20 protein-coding genes are annotated in these 15,719 nt (G+C 65.6%); 1 reads left to right on the top strand and 19 read right to left on the bottom strand.

Annotated elements, in window-relative coordinates:
- Positions 1-220 precede the first annotated feature (220 nt).
- The 5 genes from QMA10_RS10305 to QMA10_RS10285 all read right to left on the bottom strand — a co-directional run bounded on the left by QMA10_RS10305 (position 221) and on the right by QMA10_RS10285 (position 4,725).
- Positions 221-742 (bottom strand): methylated-DNA--[protein]-cysteine S-methyltransferase, encoded by a 522-nt coding sequence (locus QMA10_RS10305; RefSeq protein WP_290168067.1) that lies wholly within the window; start codon positions 740-742, stop codon positions 221-223.
- A 63-nt stretch (positions 743-805) separates the two neighbouring features.
- On the bottom strand, positions 806-1,999 hold the full coding sequence (dprA, locus tag QMA10_RS10300) for a DNA-processing protein DprA (protein ID WP_290168092.1): 1,194 nt from the start codon (positions 1,997-1,999) through the stop codon (positions 806-808).
- 11 nt (positions 2,000-2,010) lie between these two features.
- Entirely contained in the window at positions 2,011-3,558 is a 1,548-nt protein-coding gene (locus QMA10_RS10295) for a YifB family Mg chelatase-like AAA ATPase (RefSeq protein WP_290168066.1), read from the bottom strand.
- On the bottom strand, positions 3,555-3,914 hold the full coding sequence (locus QMA10_RS10290; protein WP_290168065.1) for a YraN family protein: 360 nt from the start codon (positions 3,912-3,914) through the stop codon (positions 3,555-3,557). Before QMA10_RS10290 ends, QMA10_RS10295 begins: the two co-directional genes overlap by 4 nt.
- A 109-nt stretch (positions 3,915-4,023) precedes the next feature.
- Positions 4,024-4,725 (bottom strand): hypothetical protein, encoded by a 702-nt coding sequence (locus tag QMA10_RS10285; protein WP_290168063.1) that lies wholly within the window; start codon positions 4,723-4,725, stop codon positions 4,024-4,026.
- Positions 4,726-4,772: 47 nt separating this feature from the next.
- Between QMA10_RS10285 and QMA10_RS10280 the strand changes: the two genes are divergently transcribed.
- Positions 4,773-5,393 (top strand): GNAT family N-acetyltransferase, encoded by a 621-nt coding sequence (locus tag QMA10_RS10280; RefSeq protein WP_290168060.1) that lies wholly within the window; start codon positions 4,773-4,775, stop codon positions 5,391-5,393.
- Positions 5,394-5,397: 4 nt separating this feature from the next.
- On the opposite strand, the gene QMA10_RS10275 is transcribed toward QMA10_RS10280, so the two are convergent.
- From QMA10_RS10275 to ffh, 14 genes are all read right to left on the bottom strand, one after another.
- Positions 5,398-5,721, bottom strand: coding sequence for a DUF2469 domain-containing protein (locus QMA10_RS10275; protein ID WP_104053848.1), 324 nt, complete (start codon positions 5,719-5,721; stop codon positions 5,398-5,400).
- Positions 5,722-5,728: 7 nt separating this feature from the next.
- Positions 5,729-6,490 (bottom strand): ribonuclease HII, encoded by a 762-nt coding sequence (locus QMA10_RS10270; protein ID WP_290168058.1) that lies wholly within the window; start codon positions 6,488-6,490, stop codon positions 5,729-5,731.
- Positions 6,487-7,293, bottom strand: a complete 807-nt coding sequence (lepB, locus tag QMA10_RS10265; RefSeq protein ID WP_290168055.1) for a signal peptidase I — start codon at positions 7,291-7,293, stop codon at positions 6,487-6,489. Before lepB (QMA10_RS10265) ends, QMA10_RS10270 begins: the two co-directional genes overlap by 4 nt.
- 11 nt (positions 7,294-7,304) lie before the next feature.
- A complete protein-coding gene (lepB, locus tag QMA10_RS10260; RefSeq protein WP_290168053.1) occupies positions 7,305-8,027 on the bottom strand; it encodes a signal peptidase I in 723 nt (240 codons plus the stop codon).
- A 5-nt stretch (positions 8,028-8,032) separates the two neighbouring features.
- Positions 8,033-8,392 (bottom strand): 50S ribosomal protein L19, encoded by a 360-nt coding sequence (gene rplS, locus QMA10_RS10255; RefSeq protein WP_268911322.1) that lies wholly within the window; start codon positions 8,390-8,392, stop codon positions 8,033-8,035.
- Positions 8,393-8,611: 219 nt separating this feature from the next.
- Positions 8,612-9,409, bottom strand: a complete 798-nt coding sequence (gene trmD / locus QMA10_RS10250; RefSeq protein WP_290168050.1) for a tRNA (guanosine(37)-N1)-methyltransferase TrmD — start codon at positions 9,407-9,409, stop codon at positions 8,612-8,614.
- Positions 9,410-10,006, bottom strand: coding sequence for a ribosome maturation factor RimM (gene rimM / locus QMA10_RS10245; protein ID WP_290168048.1), 597 nt, complete (start codon positions 10,004-10,006; stop codon positions 9,410-9,412).
- A 186-nt stretch (positions 10,007-10,192) separates the two neighbouring features.
- The gene (locus QMA10_RS10240) at positions 10,193-10,435 is read right to left on the bottom strand and encodes an RNA-binding protein (RefSeq protein WP_290168047.1); all 243 of its coding nucleotides are present in this window, start codon (positions 10,433-10,435) and stop codon (positions 10,193-10,195) included.
- A gap of 1 nt (position 10,436) precedes the next feature.
- Entirely contained in the window at positions 10,437-10,835 is a 399-nt protein-coding gene (rpsP, locus tag QMA10_RS10235; protein WP_104053841.1) for a 30S ribosomal protein S16, read from the bottom strand.
- Positions 10,836-11,075: 240 nt separating this feature from the next.
- Positions 11,076-11,963, bottom strand: a complete 888-nt coding sequence (locus tag QMA10_RS10230) for a VOC family protein (RefSeq protein WP_290168046.1) — start codon at positions 11,961-11,963, stop codon at positions 11,076-11,078.
- A gap of 56 nt (positions 11,964-12,019) precedes the next feature.
- Positions 12,020-12,559 (bottom strand): GNAT family N-acetyltransferase, encoded by a 540-nt coding sequence (locus QMA10_RS10225; protein WP_290168044.1) that lies wholly within the window; start codon positions 12,557-12,559, stop codon positions 12,020-12,022.
- On the bottom strand, positions 12,560-13,300 hold the full coding sequence (locus tag QMA10_RS10220; RefSeq protein ID WP_290168042.1) for an alpha/beta hydrolase: 741 nt from the start codon (positions 13,298-13,300) through the stop codon (positions 12,560-12,562).
- Entirely contained in the window at positions 13,290-13,874 is a 585-nt protein-coding gene (locus QMA10_RS10215) for an NUDIX hydrolase (protein WP_290168040.1), read from the bottom strand. Before QMA10_RS10215 ends, QMA10_RS10220 begins: the two co-directional genes overlap by 11 nt.
- A gap of 149 nt (positions 13,875-14,023) precedes the next feature.
- A complete protein-coding gene (ffh, locus tag QMA10_RS10210; protein ID WP_290168038.1) occupies positions 14,024-15,607 on the bottom strand; it encodes a signal recognition particle protein in 1,584 nt (527 codons plus the stop codon).
- Between the last annotated feature and the right edge of the window lie 112 nt (positions 15,608-15,719).

Genomic DNA, 15,719 nt, shown 5'->3' with positions numbered 1-15,719 from the left:
GCCAGGCAGGGGTTTCAGCGCGGGAATCATCACTCGCCTCTGTATTCACTCCTTCACTGTCCTCGCATCTGTGCCCGTCCTCAAGCAGGCACACCGGTGAGGGACAGGTCCGCTTCCCGCGTGGTGACCAGTGCAAGGGCATTGCCCTCCGGACGCCCGCCCGGGATGTTCGGCCGCCGTACCGCAGACCTGATGCAGCCACTCCGGTTTCACCGACCCCTCACGCAGGCAAACCTGCCGCCTCGGCGCACTGGATGCGCAATGCCGCGGTAGCTTCCGAGCTTTCGTGCTCCAGAAGGAACCTCTTTGAATCGATGCCGGAGGAATAGCCGGTGAGGGAACCGCGCGATCCCACAACCCGGTGGGTGGGGATGACGATGTTCAGCGGATTGCGGGATAGGGCGGCACCGACGCTTCGGGCTTTGGCAGCATCTCCCAGCCGGACCGCCAATTCCTTATAGCTGCAGGTTTGCCCATAGGGAATGGCTGACACTTCCGCCCAGACGAGACGCTGGAAGTCGGTGCCCGTGATGGCTAGATCCACGTCGAAGCAGCAGCGGTGACCGGAGAAGTACTCGGTGAGCTGGCGTTCGACTTCCTCGAATCCGTCCTCCACGATACGCCCGAGTCCGTGATTGGCTGCGGGATCGGGCACCCCGGCGAAAACGGCTTTGAGGGCCCCCTCGTCGGAGGCCAGGGTGAGGATTCCCAGCGGCGTGACAACACTCTTGTGGATTCGCACGGCAGTTCCTTTCGATAGATCAATTCACAATGCAGGGGGTCTGCGAGGGGGCGTGGGCAGGGTTTATCGCCGGCTTCGCCGCCATTTGTCTGGTCCGTCCCGGGCGGCGAGGTCTTCCAGTTCCAGACGTGCCAGTCCTGCCCGGACGGAGGGCACCGACAACCCGGCTACGGAGGCCAGCTTTTCCACCGGTGATCCGCTGCGCAGCGGCAGTGCGTCGAGGAGCAGCATGTCTTCGATCGTCAGCCCGTCGTGGACGGCCCGGGATTCCCCGCGAGCGCCGGATGCTGTGTCATCGGATGAGTCGATTGGGCCGCCGAGTTCAGCTACCTCGGCAGCGTCCGTCACGCAGACTGCGCTGCCGTCGCGCAGCAGGCGGTGGCATCCCGCTGAGTTGGCGGAATACACGGATCCGGGAACTGCGCCTACTTCGCGTCCCAGTGCCGCCGCATGGTGTGCCGTGTTCAGGGCACCCGAACGCCACCGGGCTTCCACAACCACGGTCACGGCACTGAGCGCGGCGATGATCCGGTTGCGCTGCAGGAACCTCCAGCGGGTAGGTGAAGATCCGGGAGGAACTTCCGACAGCAGGAGGCCCCGGCGGACAACTTCGCGGAGCAGATCCTCATTACCGGCTGGGTAGTAGCGGTCCACTCCGCAGGCCATGACGGCAATGGTAGGGATGCGGGCAGGGTTTCCAGCGGCCAGGGCGGCACGGTGTGCCTGGGCATCGATACCGTAGGCACCTCCGGAGACCACGGTCCATCCACGCGTGACGAGGCCGGCAGCGATGTCTCCGGTAGCCGATGCTCCGTATCCGGTGCTGTCGCGTGACCCGACAACCGCTGCGGTCTGGTGCAGCGCCGGAACTCCCCTGCTCAGGTCCCCGCGCGCCCACAGGCACAACGGCATCCCGAGCTCCAGGTCCCGCAGTGCTTCCGGCCAGCGGGAGTCCTCCGGAATGAGCAGTTCACCTCCTGCGCGTCCCATCATGGCGAGGTCGCGGTCGGGTGCAAGATCCGCGATTCGGGGGCTCCACCGTTCCAGGGCCGACGACAGGATGTTCCCGGGCGCTGAGATGCCTGCGGCTGCCAGGACTTCCCCCACTTCTCGGGTGAGCTGCCCACCCGCCCGGACGGCACCGGTAGCCACGCGGAGGGCATCGTGCGGACCGGCTGCTTCTACGAGCGCCAATCCAACATTGTCTGAAGGTTCGAACATCCGGGACAGAGCAGCCCTTGTCCGCAGAAGGTCCATCCGCGCCCCGCTCATGCCGCCTCCCCTTGCTGCCGGAACCCCAGTGCCTGCCCGACGTCGTCGGCGTCGGGCACTGTGTGGCCGGCCAGATCGGCAACGCTCCAGGCGATCCGCAGCACTCTGTCATAACCTCTTGCGGTCAATGTCTGCCGTTCCATGGCTCGGTCCAGGGACGCTGTAGCCCGCGGAGGCGGCCGCAGCGGACCCCGCAGCAGGTTTCCCGCCACCTCGGCATTGGTTTCATATCCCCAGTTCTGCAGGCGCGCCTGCTGAACCCTGCGGGCCGCTTCGACACGGCCGGCAATGGCTGCGCTGCCTTCGGCATGCCCGTCGCCTGCCAGTTCCCTCAGCGAGACCCGCTGTACCTGAAGGCGCAGATCAACCCGGTCCAGCAGCGGCCCCGAGAGCCGGCCGAAATATCTGCGCCGCTGCTGCGGAGTACAGGTACAGTCGATTCCCTTTCCGGACGCCAGTCCGCAGGGGCAGGGGTTCGCCGCCAGCAGCAACTGGAATCGAGCCGGATAGGCTGCGGTTCCCGCTGCCCGGTGCAGTTCGACTTTCCCGCTTTCCAGCGGTTGGCGCAGTGCGTCCAGGACACGCCGCTCATATTCCGGTGCTTCATCCAGGAACAGGACCCCGCGGTGGGCACGGGATGCCGCCCCCGGGCGGGCAATCCCCGACCCGCCGCCGATAATGGCAGCCGATGAGGCAGTGTGGTGCGGGCTCTCAAAGGGCGGGCGCCGCACCAGCCGGGAGCAGGTGCGTCCGCCGGAGACCAGTGAATGGATGGCAGTCACTTCCATGGCGTGGGCATCGGAGAGATCCGGCAGCAGGCCCGGAAGCCGCTCGGCCAGCATGGTCTTGCCCGCTCCCGGCGGACCCGTCATCAGCAGATGATGGGCACCAGCTGCGGCTACTTCAACTGCAAACCGCGCTTCTGACTGCCCGGCTATATCCGACATGTCCCGCTGTGGCCGGTGTGCTGCGGCAGGTTCACCGGAGGCACTGTCCGCCCGGGCCGGCATCTGAGGGGGAAACACCAGCCGCTCGGGATCTGCGCCGAGGAAGGCGGCAACCTCGGCGAGCGAAGTGAAGCCGTTTACTTCAGCTCCCGGAACGAGGGCCGCTTCATCGGCGTTGGGCTCGGCGACGATGATCTCCGGATAGCCGGCGTCCACGGCAGCTATGACGGCCGGCAGGATTCCCCGCACGGGCCGCAGCCTGCCGTCCAGCGCAAGTTCGGCGATAAACACGCGGCGTCCGCTGCCTTTGATGTCGCCTGCCGCGGCAAGGGCTGCCATCACAATGGCCAGGTCAAAACCGGAACCGCGCTTGTGGACGTCAGCCGGCATCAGATTGACGGTGATCCGGCGCCGGCTCAGCGGCAGGCCGGCGTTCTTGGCCGCGGACCTCACCCGGTCCTTGGCTTCATTGAGGGACGCATCCGGCAGGCCCAGCAGGACAAATGACGGAAGCGTTTGACCAATGTCTGCCTCAACCTCCACCATGCGGCCGTCCAGCCCGACAAGTCCCACCCCGTAGGTGCGCCCCAGCGTCACAGCGCAACCTCTTTCAGATGCTCGATCACCGGTGCGCCGGAACCGTTGTCGAGAACCGACACGGCATCCACGCGGAAGGCCGGGTAATGCCGTGCAGAGGCCCGCCTCCATCTGCTCGCCAGCAGGTAAAGCCGTGCGAGCTTGGCCGGTGTGATGGCTTCCAGCGGGTCCCCGTAGTCCAGGGAGGAACGCGTCTTGACCTCCACAATCACCAGCGTCTCGCCGTCCACGCCCACCAGGTCAATCTCGCCGTCGGGACACCGCCAGTTGCGGTCCACTATTTCGATGCCGCCGGCCGTCAGAAAGATGGCGGCAAGCTCCTCGCCGCGCTGTCCCAAGGTGTCCTTAGCTCTCATGTGCCCACCATGCGCTGTTTGCCGGGCCTTCAGCCGGCAGCGGCCGCGCTTTGTGGACGGCGCTTCCCGTTCCGGGGACAGAACGGGCTCTGGGGAGGAAGGCGCGGCGCTAGTCCACGCCGGGATACACCACCGGCATGGACTCCAGCCGAACCCGGGCGGGGATGATGCTGCCGTCCCCCGGAGCGGACCCATAGTGCACCCCGTGCCGTGAACCGCCGGATGCCGAACTCCCACGAACAGGTGCAGGCAGCGTCCCGGCAAAGCCGCGCGCCAGGGTGATGTGGGGACGGAGGGTGGAGGCATACATGAAGTTCGGATCCGCGGCGGTGAAGGCGTCGACGTCGGTGATCCCGCAGTTGGTCAGGAACAGTTCAAGTGCCGCGTAGGCCCGCTCATGGGCTTGCAGCAGCGCCGATGACGGAAAGTACTCCAGGACCAGGGTCCGTCCGTGCCGCCCAAACCGGGAAAGCACGGCAGGTTCCAGCAGGATGGGTTCGCGCGGCATCGCAGCTTCGGTTGCCGCCACGTAATCAGCCAGACGGTCTTCGTATTCGTCCCAGGAGATGCTTCCCGCGGCCGATACCGCCGCATAAACGTCCCGGACCTTGCCGAAGTGGATCAGTGTCAGGTGGATCTGCCGCTCGGGGATCCAGCGCGGCCGGCCGCCGTCGTTCACCCGGGCAAGGGCTGCCAGGCCCTGCTGGAGCGCAAGGACAAGCTCCAGAGATCCCGCGTCGGGCCGCATCTGCGCATAGAGGCGGCGGTTGCCGGACAGGTAACCGGCCAGCGGGGACTCGGGAAGCGCCATGCCAGCAGTTTAGGAGATGCACCTCATGCCTGCACTAGGGTGTACCCATGCCATATGACATCCCGGTTCTCTCCGACTCAATCCTCACGCTGCGCCCGCATCACCACGCCGATGTTGACGCGGTGCTGTCCCGTTCTCTGGACCCCCTGTCACAGCAGTGGACCACCGTCCCCCTGGAGTACACGCGGGAGATGGCGGTGGAGTACGTGGAGACGATTTCCGTTCCCCAGGAGAAGGATATTTCCTGGGCGCTGGAGGTCAACGGAGCCTACGCCGGCACCTTGGATCTGCGCTTCCAGGGCGCCAATTCGGGTGATCTGGGGTTCGTCACCTCCCCCGGGAACCGGGGAAAGGGGCTGATGTCGCGTGCCGTGGGCCTGGCGGTGGCCTATGCCCTGGATGACCTCGGCTGGGACGTGGTGAACTGGTCGGCGAATGCCGGAAATGTCGGCAGCTACAAGACGGTATGGCGCAACGGTTTCCCGCCGCCGACCGCGGTTCCGCACCTTCTGCCGCACCGGGGAAAGATGGTTGAAGGCTGGGTTTCTAGCCTCGGAGCGGGAGATCCGCGGAAACCGTCAGGGGCATGGTCGACGTGGAACGACGTCGCCGCGAACCTCCCGGCCCTTTCCGCAATGACACTGTCCCCGCCAACACCGCGGTCCTAGCCGTTCAGCCCAGTTCGTCGGCCTTGGGGATGGTCAGGTCATCATTGCGGGTGAGTTCCTCGACGTTGACGTCCTTGAACGTAATCACCCGGACGCTTTTCACAAACCGGGCCGAGCGGTAGACGTCCCAGACCCATGCATCCTGCAGGGTCAGGTCAAAGTAGATCTCCCCGTCCGCGGAGCGTGCCTGCAGGTCCACGTGGTTGGCCAGGTAGAACCTGCGCTCGGTCTCCACCACATAGCTGAAGAGCCCCACCACGTCCCGGTATTCACGGTAGAGCTGGAGCTCCATGTCCGTTTCATAATTCTCAAGGTCTTCGGCACTCATATTTCCATCATCCCCCAACGACGCTCTCAAGGTCCCGGGCATCCGCTTGCGGACGTGTTCCCAACTGCCAGGACATCCGGTGCAGGGGCGTGGGCCCAAACTCGTCTATCGCCAGCCGATGGGACGCCGTGGCGTATCCCTTATTCACTTCCCAGCCGTACTGAGGATGTGTCACAGCGTAGTCCACCATCATCGTGTCCCGCTCCACCTTCGCGAGAACGCTGGCCGCGGCGACGCTGAGGCAGGTCATGTCGGCCTTGATTTTGGTGTGCACGGGCGCCTGGCAGCCGCCGTCACCGTCATCCGCGGCAAGGTCAAAAAGACTGGCCTGGCGGACCGGGGACAGCCAGTTGTAGTTGCCGTCCAGGAGGACGACATCGGGGGTCAGATCCGCACAGACCTGGTCCCAGGCGCGGGTGCCGGCCAGGCGCAGCGCGCCCATGATGCCGTGCAGATCGATTTCCGCAGCGCTTGCATGCCCCACACCCCAGCCCCGGGCCCACTTCTTGATCCGGGGCACCAGCGTTTCCCGGTCAGTCTGCGAAAGCAGCTTGCTGTCCCGCACGCCCTTGAGTGAACGGACGGTGGCCAGATCAACAGCCACCAGGCCCACACTGACCGGTCCGGCCAGCGCGCCCCGGCCCACCTCGTCACAGCCGGCCAGGACCTTGCAGCCGACGGCGGCGAAGGACCGCTCGTGCCGCAGCGTGGGTGCCTTGCTTCCGGCACCCGTCCGGGGCTGCCGCGGCAGGGCGGACGCCGCGGTCATCGGGATCCGGCCGGAAGGGAGGTGGAAGGATCGGGGATGTTCTCGAAGACTTCCGGATAGCTGCCGATGAAGCCGGCGTGGTTCAGCGGCCAGGCGGTCACTGCGGCCTTGCCCTCAATGTCTTCGACGTCAATGAACCCGCCGCTTGCATCCTGGAGATGTTCGCGTGAGTCAGCGGAGGCGTTGCGGTGGTCCCCCATGACCCACACCTTGCCTTCCGGAACAACCACGTCAAACGGGATGTCCGACGGCGTGGCGCCGGGATAGATGTAGGGCTCCTCCAGCGGCTCCCCGTTGACCGTGATCCTGCCGTCGGCGTCGCAGCAGACCACGCGGTCCCCTTCGGTGCCGATGACGCGCTTGACCAGGTGCTGTTCCGAGGTGTCCGGAATGAGGCCGACAAAAATAAGGGCGTCACGGATCCAGGCTCCGGGTCCTTCGGCGGCCGGAGGAAGCTCGGGCAGCCAGCCCTTGGTGTCCTTGAAGACCACCACGTCGCCGCGGTTCAGGTCGAAGGGTTCCGGAACCAGCAGGTTCACAAAGATCCGGTCGTTGATTTCCAGGGTGTCTTCCATGGAGCCCGAGGGAATGTAGAACGCCCGGAACAGGAAGGTCTTAATGAGGAAGGACAGCAGCAGCGCGATCACGATGATGGTGGCGACTTCGCGGAGCCAGCCGCCAAAACCTCGGTGCTTTTCTTTGTCCTTACGGCCCGGAGCTGCTGTCCGTGGACGTGCTGAATGGGCCCCGTGAACGCTGGGGCCGGGGTTCCTGGTGGGCTCGTCCGGGACGTTCTGAGCCATATGCTGTCCTCTTATTTCGCCGTGTTCCACTCGGCTCCTAACTCTAGCCGCTCAATATCCGAACTGCGCTCCAGCGGCCACAGGATGGCCGTGGCACGGCCAATGACGCGGTCCTCGGAGATGAGGCCGCCGCCCGGGGCGCCCAGGAGCGAACGTGAATCCGCTGACTCGGACCGGTGGTCGCCCAGAAGCCACAGCCTTCCCTCGGGGACGATGACGTCGAAGTTCTTGTCGCTGGGAGCGTCGGAAGGATAAACGTACGGCTCGTCCAGCGGAGTTCCATTGACGGTCAGGCGCGGGTCATCCGCGGTGCAGCAGGTAACCCGGTCCCCGGGGAGCCCGACGACCCGTTTCACATAGACTGTGTCGCTGCCCATTAGTCCCGCCCAGCGGGCCAGGGACTTCAGCGCCGCAACCGGGGCGGCGTCCCCGCTGTTCAGCGGAGCCAGGGACCCGCGGCCGTCAAAGACCACCACGTCCCCCCGCTGGATTTCACCGGAGCGGTACTCGGTCCGCGAGACCGCCACGCGGTCCCCCGGTTCCAGCAGCGGCTGCATCGACTCGGACGGAATGTAGTAGACGTCCACGACAAACGCGCGGACCAGTGCCACCAGCACCACGGCGGCGGCGAGAGCGCAGAGCACAAAACGCCAGCCCACAATCGTGGACCGGCGTTTCGTGTGCTTCCGGGAGGAGTCCGAAGATTCCCCGGAAGCGGATGCTGCGTGGATCAAGAAAATTACTTGGCGGGACGTGCGTCGCGCTTTTCCTTGATCTTGGCTGCCTTGCCGCGCAGGTCGCGCATGTAGTACAGCTTGGCGCGGCGGACATCGCCCTTGGAGACGAGCTCGATCTTGTCGAGAACCGGGGAGTGCACCGGGAAGGTACGCTCCACGCCGACGCCGAAGCTGACCTTGCGGACCGTGAAGGTCTCGCGCAGGCCGTCGCCCTGGCGCTTCATGACGAAGCCCTGGAAGACCTGAACACGGGTGTTCTTGCCTTCGATGATGTTTACGTGAACCTTGACCGTGTCACCGGCGCGGAACTCGGGGATGTCTGAACGCAGCGAGGCTGCATCAACAGAATCTAGGATGTGCATTGTTTATCACTCCTGGTGAACGCCACAGGTCATCCACTTTGGTAACGGCAGGCAAGGATGCGGCCCGTTGGACTGCACAGATGCTGCCGAAGCTATAAGACCGGCGAAGCCGAGGATTGGCCGCCGGTGTGCATTCTGTTGGCCGCGCTCCCCCTGTGGCAGGTGCGGACCCAGATGACACAGTTATCTATTCTGCCACACCCGCACAAACGCCACCAATCAGCCGCGAAGCTGGATGCGGTCCTTCATCACGTCGTATCCCATGGCGGCCAGGGCCGCTTTGTCAGCCTTGGTCAGCTGGGAGACGTCAAACTTTTCCAGCAGGTCCGGACGGCGGACGGCGGTGCGCTGCAGCTGCTGCTCGCGGCGCCACTGGGCAATCTTGCCGTGGTTGCCGCTGAGCAGGATGTCCGGCACGTTCCGGTCCCGCCACGATGACGGCTTGGTGTAGACCGGATATTCCAGCAGTCCGTCGGAGTGCGACTCCTCCACCAGGGATTCGGGATTGCCGACGACGCCGGGCACCAGGCGGCCAATGGCCTCCACCATGGCCAGCACGGCAACTTCTCCCCCGTTGAGCACATAGTCCCCCAGGCTGACCGGGCGCACGTCGAAACGCTCACCGGACCACTCCAGGACGCGCTCGTCGATCCCCTCGTAGCGTCCGCACGCAAACACCAGGTGTTTTTCTTCCGCCAGCTCATAGGCCATGGTCTGGGTGAACACGGCTCCGGCGGGCGAGGGGACGATCAGCACGGGGCGGGTGCCGCCGTCGCCGCCGCTGTTTCCCGCCTCCGCGACGGAAGCCAGAGCCTGTGCCCACGGCTCAGCCTTCATGACCATGCCGGCGCCGCCGCCGTAGGGGGTGTCATCCACGGTGCGGTGGCGGTCCGTGGTGAAGTCCCGCAGGTCGTGCACGTTGAGGTCCAGCAGTCCGTCCTGCCGGGCCTTGCCGATCAGCGACAGGTCCAGTGCTGCCAGATACTCCGGGAAAATGCTGACTACATCAATACGCACTTAGCGGCCGGCCTCGTTCTGAGCATCCGCGTCCCTGCCGGCATTTTCCTTCGCCGGCTTGGACTGCTTGTCCTGCTTATCCTCGGGGAGGTTCAGTTCAAACAAGCCCTCCGGCGGGGTCAGCAGCACGTAGCCGTCTTCCACGTTGACCTCGGGCACAATGGCTTCGACGAAGGGGACGAAGACCTCGCGGCCCTCATTGTCGTCAATCACCAGCAGATCCTGGACGGTGAGGGTGCGCAGGCCGCTGACGGTACCCACGACGTCGCCGCCAATGCGGGCCTTCAGGCCCACCAGCTCGTGCTCGTACCAGCCCTCGTCGTCGTCCTCGTCATCCAGCTCGTCGGTGTCTACGGAGAGCATGGCCCCGCGCAGTTCCTCGGCGCCGTTGCGGTCCACAACTTCCTCGAAACCGAGCAGCAGGATGTCCTTGTTCCAGCGGGCGCTGAGGACAGTGAGCGGACCCTTGGACGCGGGCTCGACGGTGAGCTCGGTCCCGGGCACAAAGCGGTCTTCGGGGGCGTCAGTCAGGACCTGGACGGTTACTTCGCCGCGGATGCCGTGCGGCTTGCCGATGCGGGCCACCTGTAACTGCATGGGGAATCTCCTTGTATTGGTGCGGCGGGGTGCTGCAACCGGGTTGGGCCGGTGAGGACCCGGAAAACACATCCGGCCCCTCCACCATTATCTGGTGCAGGGGCCGGATGCCGTGAACTGCGTTCAACTGGTACTGCTATGAAAGTGCTGTGAACCGACGATGCAGTCCGGCCGTGCCGCGGATTGTCAGCGGCGGCGGTCGGTATCCACTACATCGACGCGGACCGGCTCTCCGTTCGCGAGGGCGGCGATCACTGTGCGCAATGCACGTGCCGTCCGTCCCTGGCGTCCGATGACGCGGCCCAGATCATCCTGATGAACTCGCACCTCGAGGGTTTCCCCGCGGCGGTTGCTCTTGGCGGTAACTTTGACGTCCTCAGGACTGTCAACGATTCCGCGGACGAGATGCTCCAGCGCTTCGGCCAGCAAGTTACTCGGCCTCAGCCTCTGCGGGAGCCTCGTCCTTCTTGGCCTTCGGGGTGATGGCCTCGGGAACGATCACGGACTTCTTTTCGGGAGCCACGAAAGCTTCCTTGGGAGCCTTGACCTGGAGGGTACCCTCCTGGCCTTCGATGTTCTTGAACTTCTGCCAGTCACCGGTGATCTTCAGCAGAACTGCAACCTGCTCGGTGGGCTGGGCGCCGACGCTGAGCCAGTACTGCGCACGGTCTGACTTGATGTCGATGTACGACGGGTTCTCGGTCGGACGGTACAGTCCGATTTCCTCGATGGCACGGCCATCGCGCTTGGCACGGGAATCCATGACAACAACGCGGTAGTGTGCTGAGAACTTCTTGCCGAGGCGCTTAAGGCGAATCTTTACGGCCACTTTTGTGGTCACTCCTGATCTGAAATGGGGCGAACCCGTACTTCTGCTCCCGTGGGGCGGGCCATAACGTTGGGGTTCAAAAAGGACAAGATGCATGCACGGAGAGAGGGGCCGCGCAGATCGAGTACCTGACCATTGTGCCAGATGACTCCATCTTTGGCGACTCGGGTGCCGGACCCGCCCCGCAGCGGATCAAGCGCCGGGGAAGGCTGGCGATGAATCCTCCGGACACTGAACCGGCTAGCCGACGGCGATGCGCAGCCGGTTGCGCCAGGGATCCTCAAAGCGCAGCTCGGCACCCGTGTGGTGGCTGGAAATCCCGGCAACCTTCAGCCGGTCCGCCAGCCCGGCGACGTCGTCGGCGGACGGAACAGCAATGAGCACCTCACCGAGGCCGAGGGTGTCCCGGCGGGGTCCTGCCCCGCGGCTGTTCCAGACGTTCATGGCCATGTGGTGGTGGTAGCCGCCGGCGGAGACAAACAGGGCCTGCCCGTGGAATCCGGCGGTCCGCTCAAATCCAAGGGTGTCCACGTAGAAGGATTCAGCGACGGCGGTGTCGCCCACCTGAAGGTGCACGTGCCCCACGGCCGCATCGGCAGTCTTGAGGTTGGCCAGCGCGGCTTCGGTCAGATGTTCACGGAAGTAGGCCTGCGGGGAAAGGGTGAGCGATGCCATGCGCACCTCGCGGCCGGACGCAGTAGTGTCCCAGTTCCAGGTGTCCCGGGGCTTGTCATAGTACAGCTCGATCCCGTTGCCTTCGGGATCCGTGAAGTAGAACGCCTCGCTGACCAAATGGTCCGCGGAACCCACAAAGGCGGCCGGATCGTATTGCGCAGCTGAGGCCACAGTGGCTGCCAGGTCGGCCTGGGTCTCGAACAGGACCGCAGTATGGAAGAGTCCCGCTTCACCCCGCGACGCCACCTGCAGCCCCGGCGCCGGAGCCAGGTGCACTACGGGGACTCCCGCGCGGCCCAGGTACTGGCCGCCGTCGGCCTCGGCCACGATTTCCAGGCCCAGTGCGCCGCGGTAGTAGGCGGACACCTTGGCCATGTCACCGACCTTCAGCATGACGGTGCCCATGGACAGATCGGCGGGCAGAAGATCAGGAGCATTTACTTGAAGGTTCATGTAATGAGCTTACTTGAAGCTTCATCTAATTCCAAGAAGTCACGAAACCGGCGCCGTCACTGCAGCACCCTGCGCATGGCCACCCGCGGCCCGAGACCGTCCAGTCCGAGCTGCCGCTCGTGGTCCCGAAGGGCCCGCAGTTCCCCCTGCGGGACATCCACCGGCACGAACCCGCAGCTGCGGTAAAACGGCGCATTGAACGGAACGCCGGCAAAAGTGCACAGCGTCATGGAACGGTAACCCTGTTCCCGGGCCCACTGCAGTGCGGATTCCACCAGCCGCCGGCCCAGCCCGGCACCGGCTGCCGAGGGATGAACGGAGAGCTGCTCCAGATGGGCCTGGCCATCCACTTCCTCGATGCGGGCGAATCCCACCGGGGGCACTCCCGCAACCAGGATGTGCAGCGCGGCGGCCAGCTCCGGGACTGCAGCCGGCGCCGGCAGCATGCCCGGGCCCATGCTCACCATGCTCACGCCAGGGCTGCCGGGCTCCGCCAGCCCGTTCAGCAGGGTGTCCGATGCGGCCTCCACTGCGGGCAGCAGGGCAACATCTTCCGTGCCGGCTGCCCGGATTACAGGCACCGCACGGGGTCTCACTTACTGCTCCGTCCGGCGGGCACGGGCGAGGAACTCCCGGATCGCTTTGCGTCCGGCGCCGGTGTCCTGCGGGCGGTGATTTCCACCCACCTGGAGGTGCTCGGCACCGGTGGACACCAGGAAATCCGCCACCTCCTCATACAGCGGTTCCCATCCTCCGGTGAGCACCAGGGTGGGGACGCCCGGAACGATGTCCAGCGGAGCGTCCCATGGAGGAGTCTGCATCCGCAGGCGTGCGGCCGACCGCCTGGCAGCTTCATCGGCCGGAGCGGTATGGCCAGGCCTGGCGGCGCGGTGGTCCGAGGCGGCCGCACCGGTGGTGAAGACGCGGCGGACAAATTCGCGTTCATACTCCTCGTCAGTCATCTCCGGCGCTGCGTCAAACAACGGCTGCAGCAGCTCGCGGTAGGCCCGGGTGGCCGGCAGGTCGCGGGTCAGGGAGAAAACTGCCGGCTCGCACAAAATCAGGGAATGCACGCGGCCCGGATCCCGCAGAGCCGCCAGCATGGCCGGAACGGCGCCTGCCGAGTGCGCCGCCAGATGCCCGCCTTCCCCCAAGGCGTCGCGGATGACGGCAATATCGGCTTCCGCATCCGGGGCCAGGGGAGGCTCGACGTCGTCGAAGCCGTGACGCTTAAGGAAGAGGCAGTCATAGTCCAGGGCCAGTCCGTGCTGCCGCGGCCAGGCAGCGGCTCCGAAACTTCCGGCGCCGTGCACAAATACCACTCGTTCAGCGGGCAAAACGGGACTCCTGACGTCCTAGAATTCCTTCGAAACCGTTCACCGGAGGCATCATCCTGCGGGAAACCGGCGGGACAATGGGTTCGCCCCGGGCCGCCTTGCCGTCAACCAGTTCGGTCACGGTTCCCAGCTCCAGGGCTTCCACTGCGCCGGCCAGCAGGCCGGCCGTGCCGGAGCCAAGGACCTCCGTGCCCTCGCCGAGGGCAACGAAGCGGGCTTCGCGCTCACCTCCGGCGCCGCTGAACCCTGTCACCGACGTGACCAGCGTGCCGCCGTCGAACACAAACGCAATGGAATCGGCGTGACCGCCGCCCGGCCGGTCCCCGCCCTGGACATAATCCAGCACCAGTACGCGCCCGACGTCGAACCCGGCTCCCAGCGCCTCACCCGCCCCGCGGCGGGCGGCGGAGCGGGGGTCCTCCCCGCCTTTGACGACGCCGCCGGGAAGCTCCCAGCCGCCGGTGCCGGAGCGCACCATCAAAATCCGCCCGTCCGCGGTGCGGATCAGAGCGAAGGCAGAGGTGCTCCGTTTGAACACCGACCCGTAAAAGCCGCTCAGTCCCTGTGCTGCCACCCTTGGCCTCTTCCCCTGCTGCCGGACTTCCCCAATGTGCCGGGCCGGACCCGGCGCCCGGGGCGCCGCCGTCCGGCCCGGCAGCCGGTATACGCCGGCTCGTTAAAGGCGCACCGCCGGACTCGAGGTCCGGCGGTGCGCGGCAAAGCCTACTTGCCCAGGAACTTTTCGAAGCCCTTGGGGAGATTCAGCGAGGAAGGATCGAAATTGGCATCCTGGCCCCCGAAAGCACTGCCGGTCGGGAGCGCCTTGCGGGCCCCGGCGCGGCGCGCCTCGGCCTCGGCGCGCTCCTGGGCGGCCTTGGCCGGGTTGCCCGACTTGGCCTTCTTCTTGCCCTTGGCTGCCTGCTGCTTCTTGCGCGCGCCGCCGAATCCGCCGGGTCCGGCCATGCCGGGCATGCCCGGGATTCCGCCGCCCGAGGCCATCTTTTTCATCATCTTCTGGGCCTGCACAAAGCGCTCCAGCAGGCCGTTGACCTCGGAGACATGCACGCCGGAACCGCGCGCGATGCGGGCGCGGCGGGAGCCGTTGATGATCTTCGGGGCCACCCGCTCGTGCGGGGTCATGGAGCGGACAATGGCTTCAACGCGGTCAATTTCGCGCTCGTCGAAGTTTTCCAGCTGCTCACGCATGCCGGCGGCGCCGGGCATCATCATGAGCATCTTCTTCATGGAGCCCATCTTGCGCAGCTGCTGCATCTGCTGCAGGAAGTCATCCAGGGTGAAGTCTTCCTGGTCGGCGAACTTCTTCGCCATCCGGGAGGCTTCGTCCTTGTCCCAGTTCTGCTCGGCCTGCTCAATGAGCGTCAGGACGTCGCCGAGGTCCAAGATGCGGCTGGCCATGCGGTCCGGGTGGAAGACCTCGAAGTCGGTCAGGGCTTCACCGGTGGAGGCGAACATGATCGGCTTGCCGGTCACGGACGCAACGGACAGGGCGGCACCGCCGCGGGCATCGCCGTCGAGCTTGGTCAGGACAACGCCGGTGAAGTTGACGCCCTCGTTGAAGGCCTGGGCCGTGTTGACGGCGTCCTGGCCGATCATGGCGTCAATGACGAACAGCACTTCGTCCGGGTTGATGGCTGCGCGGATGTCCGCGGCCTGCTGCATCAGTTCGGCGTCCACGCCCAGGCGGCCGGCGGTATCCACAATGACGACGTCGTAGAGCTTGGTGCGTGCCTCTTCGATGCCCTGGCGTGCAACGGCCACCGGATCGCCGGTGGCGGACTCGAACTCGGAGGAGACACCCGGATGCGGTGCGTAGACCGGCACGCCGGCGCGCTCACCGTTGACCTGCAGCTGCTTGACGGCGTTGGGGCGCTGGAGGTCAGCGGCCACCAGCAGCGGGCTGTGGCCCTGGGACTTCAGGTGCTTGGAGAGTTTGCCGGCCAGCGTGGTCTTACCGGCACCCTGCAGGCCCGCGAGCATGATGACCGTGGGCGGGTTCTTGGCCAGGCGCAGCCGGCGGGTCTCGCCGCCGAGGATGCCCACGAGCTCCTCGTTGACGATCTTCACAACCTGCTGGCCCGGGTTCAGTGCCTGCGACACCTCGAGGCCCAGTGCGCGCTCCTTGACGGAGGCGGTGAAAGCGCGGACCACGGGCACGGCAACGTCGGCATCCAGCAGCGCGCGGCGGATCTCGCGGACTGTGGCATCGACGTCGGCCTCAGTCAGCCGGCCCTTGCCGCGGAGGTTCTTGAAGGTTGTAGTCAACCGGTCAGACAGTGAATTGAACACGTGCCGCGCACTTCTTTCGTCAGATCTTCGCCATGTTTGGCAGGCCCAGCTGTTAAGGGTACCAAGGCGGGTTGGAAAACTTCCGCAAAACTCTTACCCGTCCTGCGGCGCG

It is taken from the genome of Arthrobacter sp. APC 3897 (assembly GCF_030407495.1).
In the GTDB taxonomy this organism is placed as follows: Bacteria; Actinomycetota; Actinomycetes; order Actinomycetales; family Micrococcaceae; genus Arthrobacter_B.
Note: the sequence above shows the minus strand (reverse complement) of the source record. Positions and strands in the feature narration are given on the sequence as shown.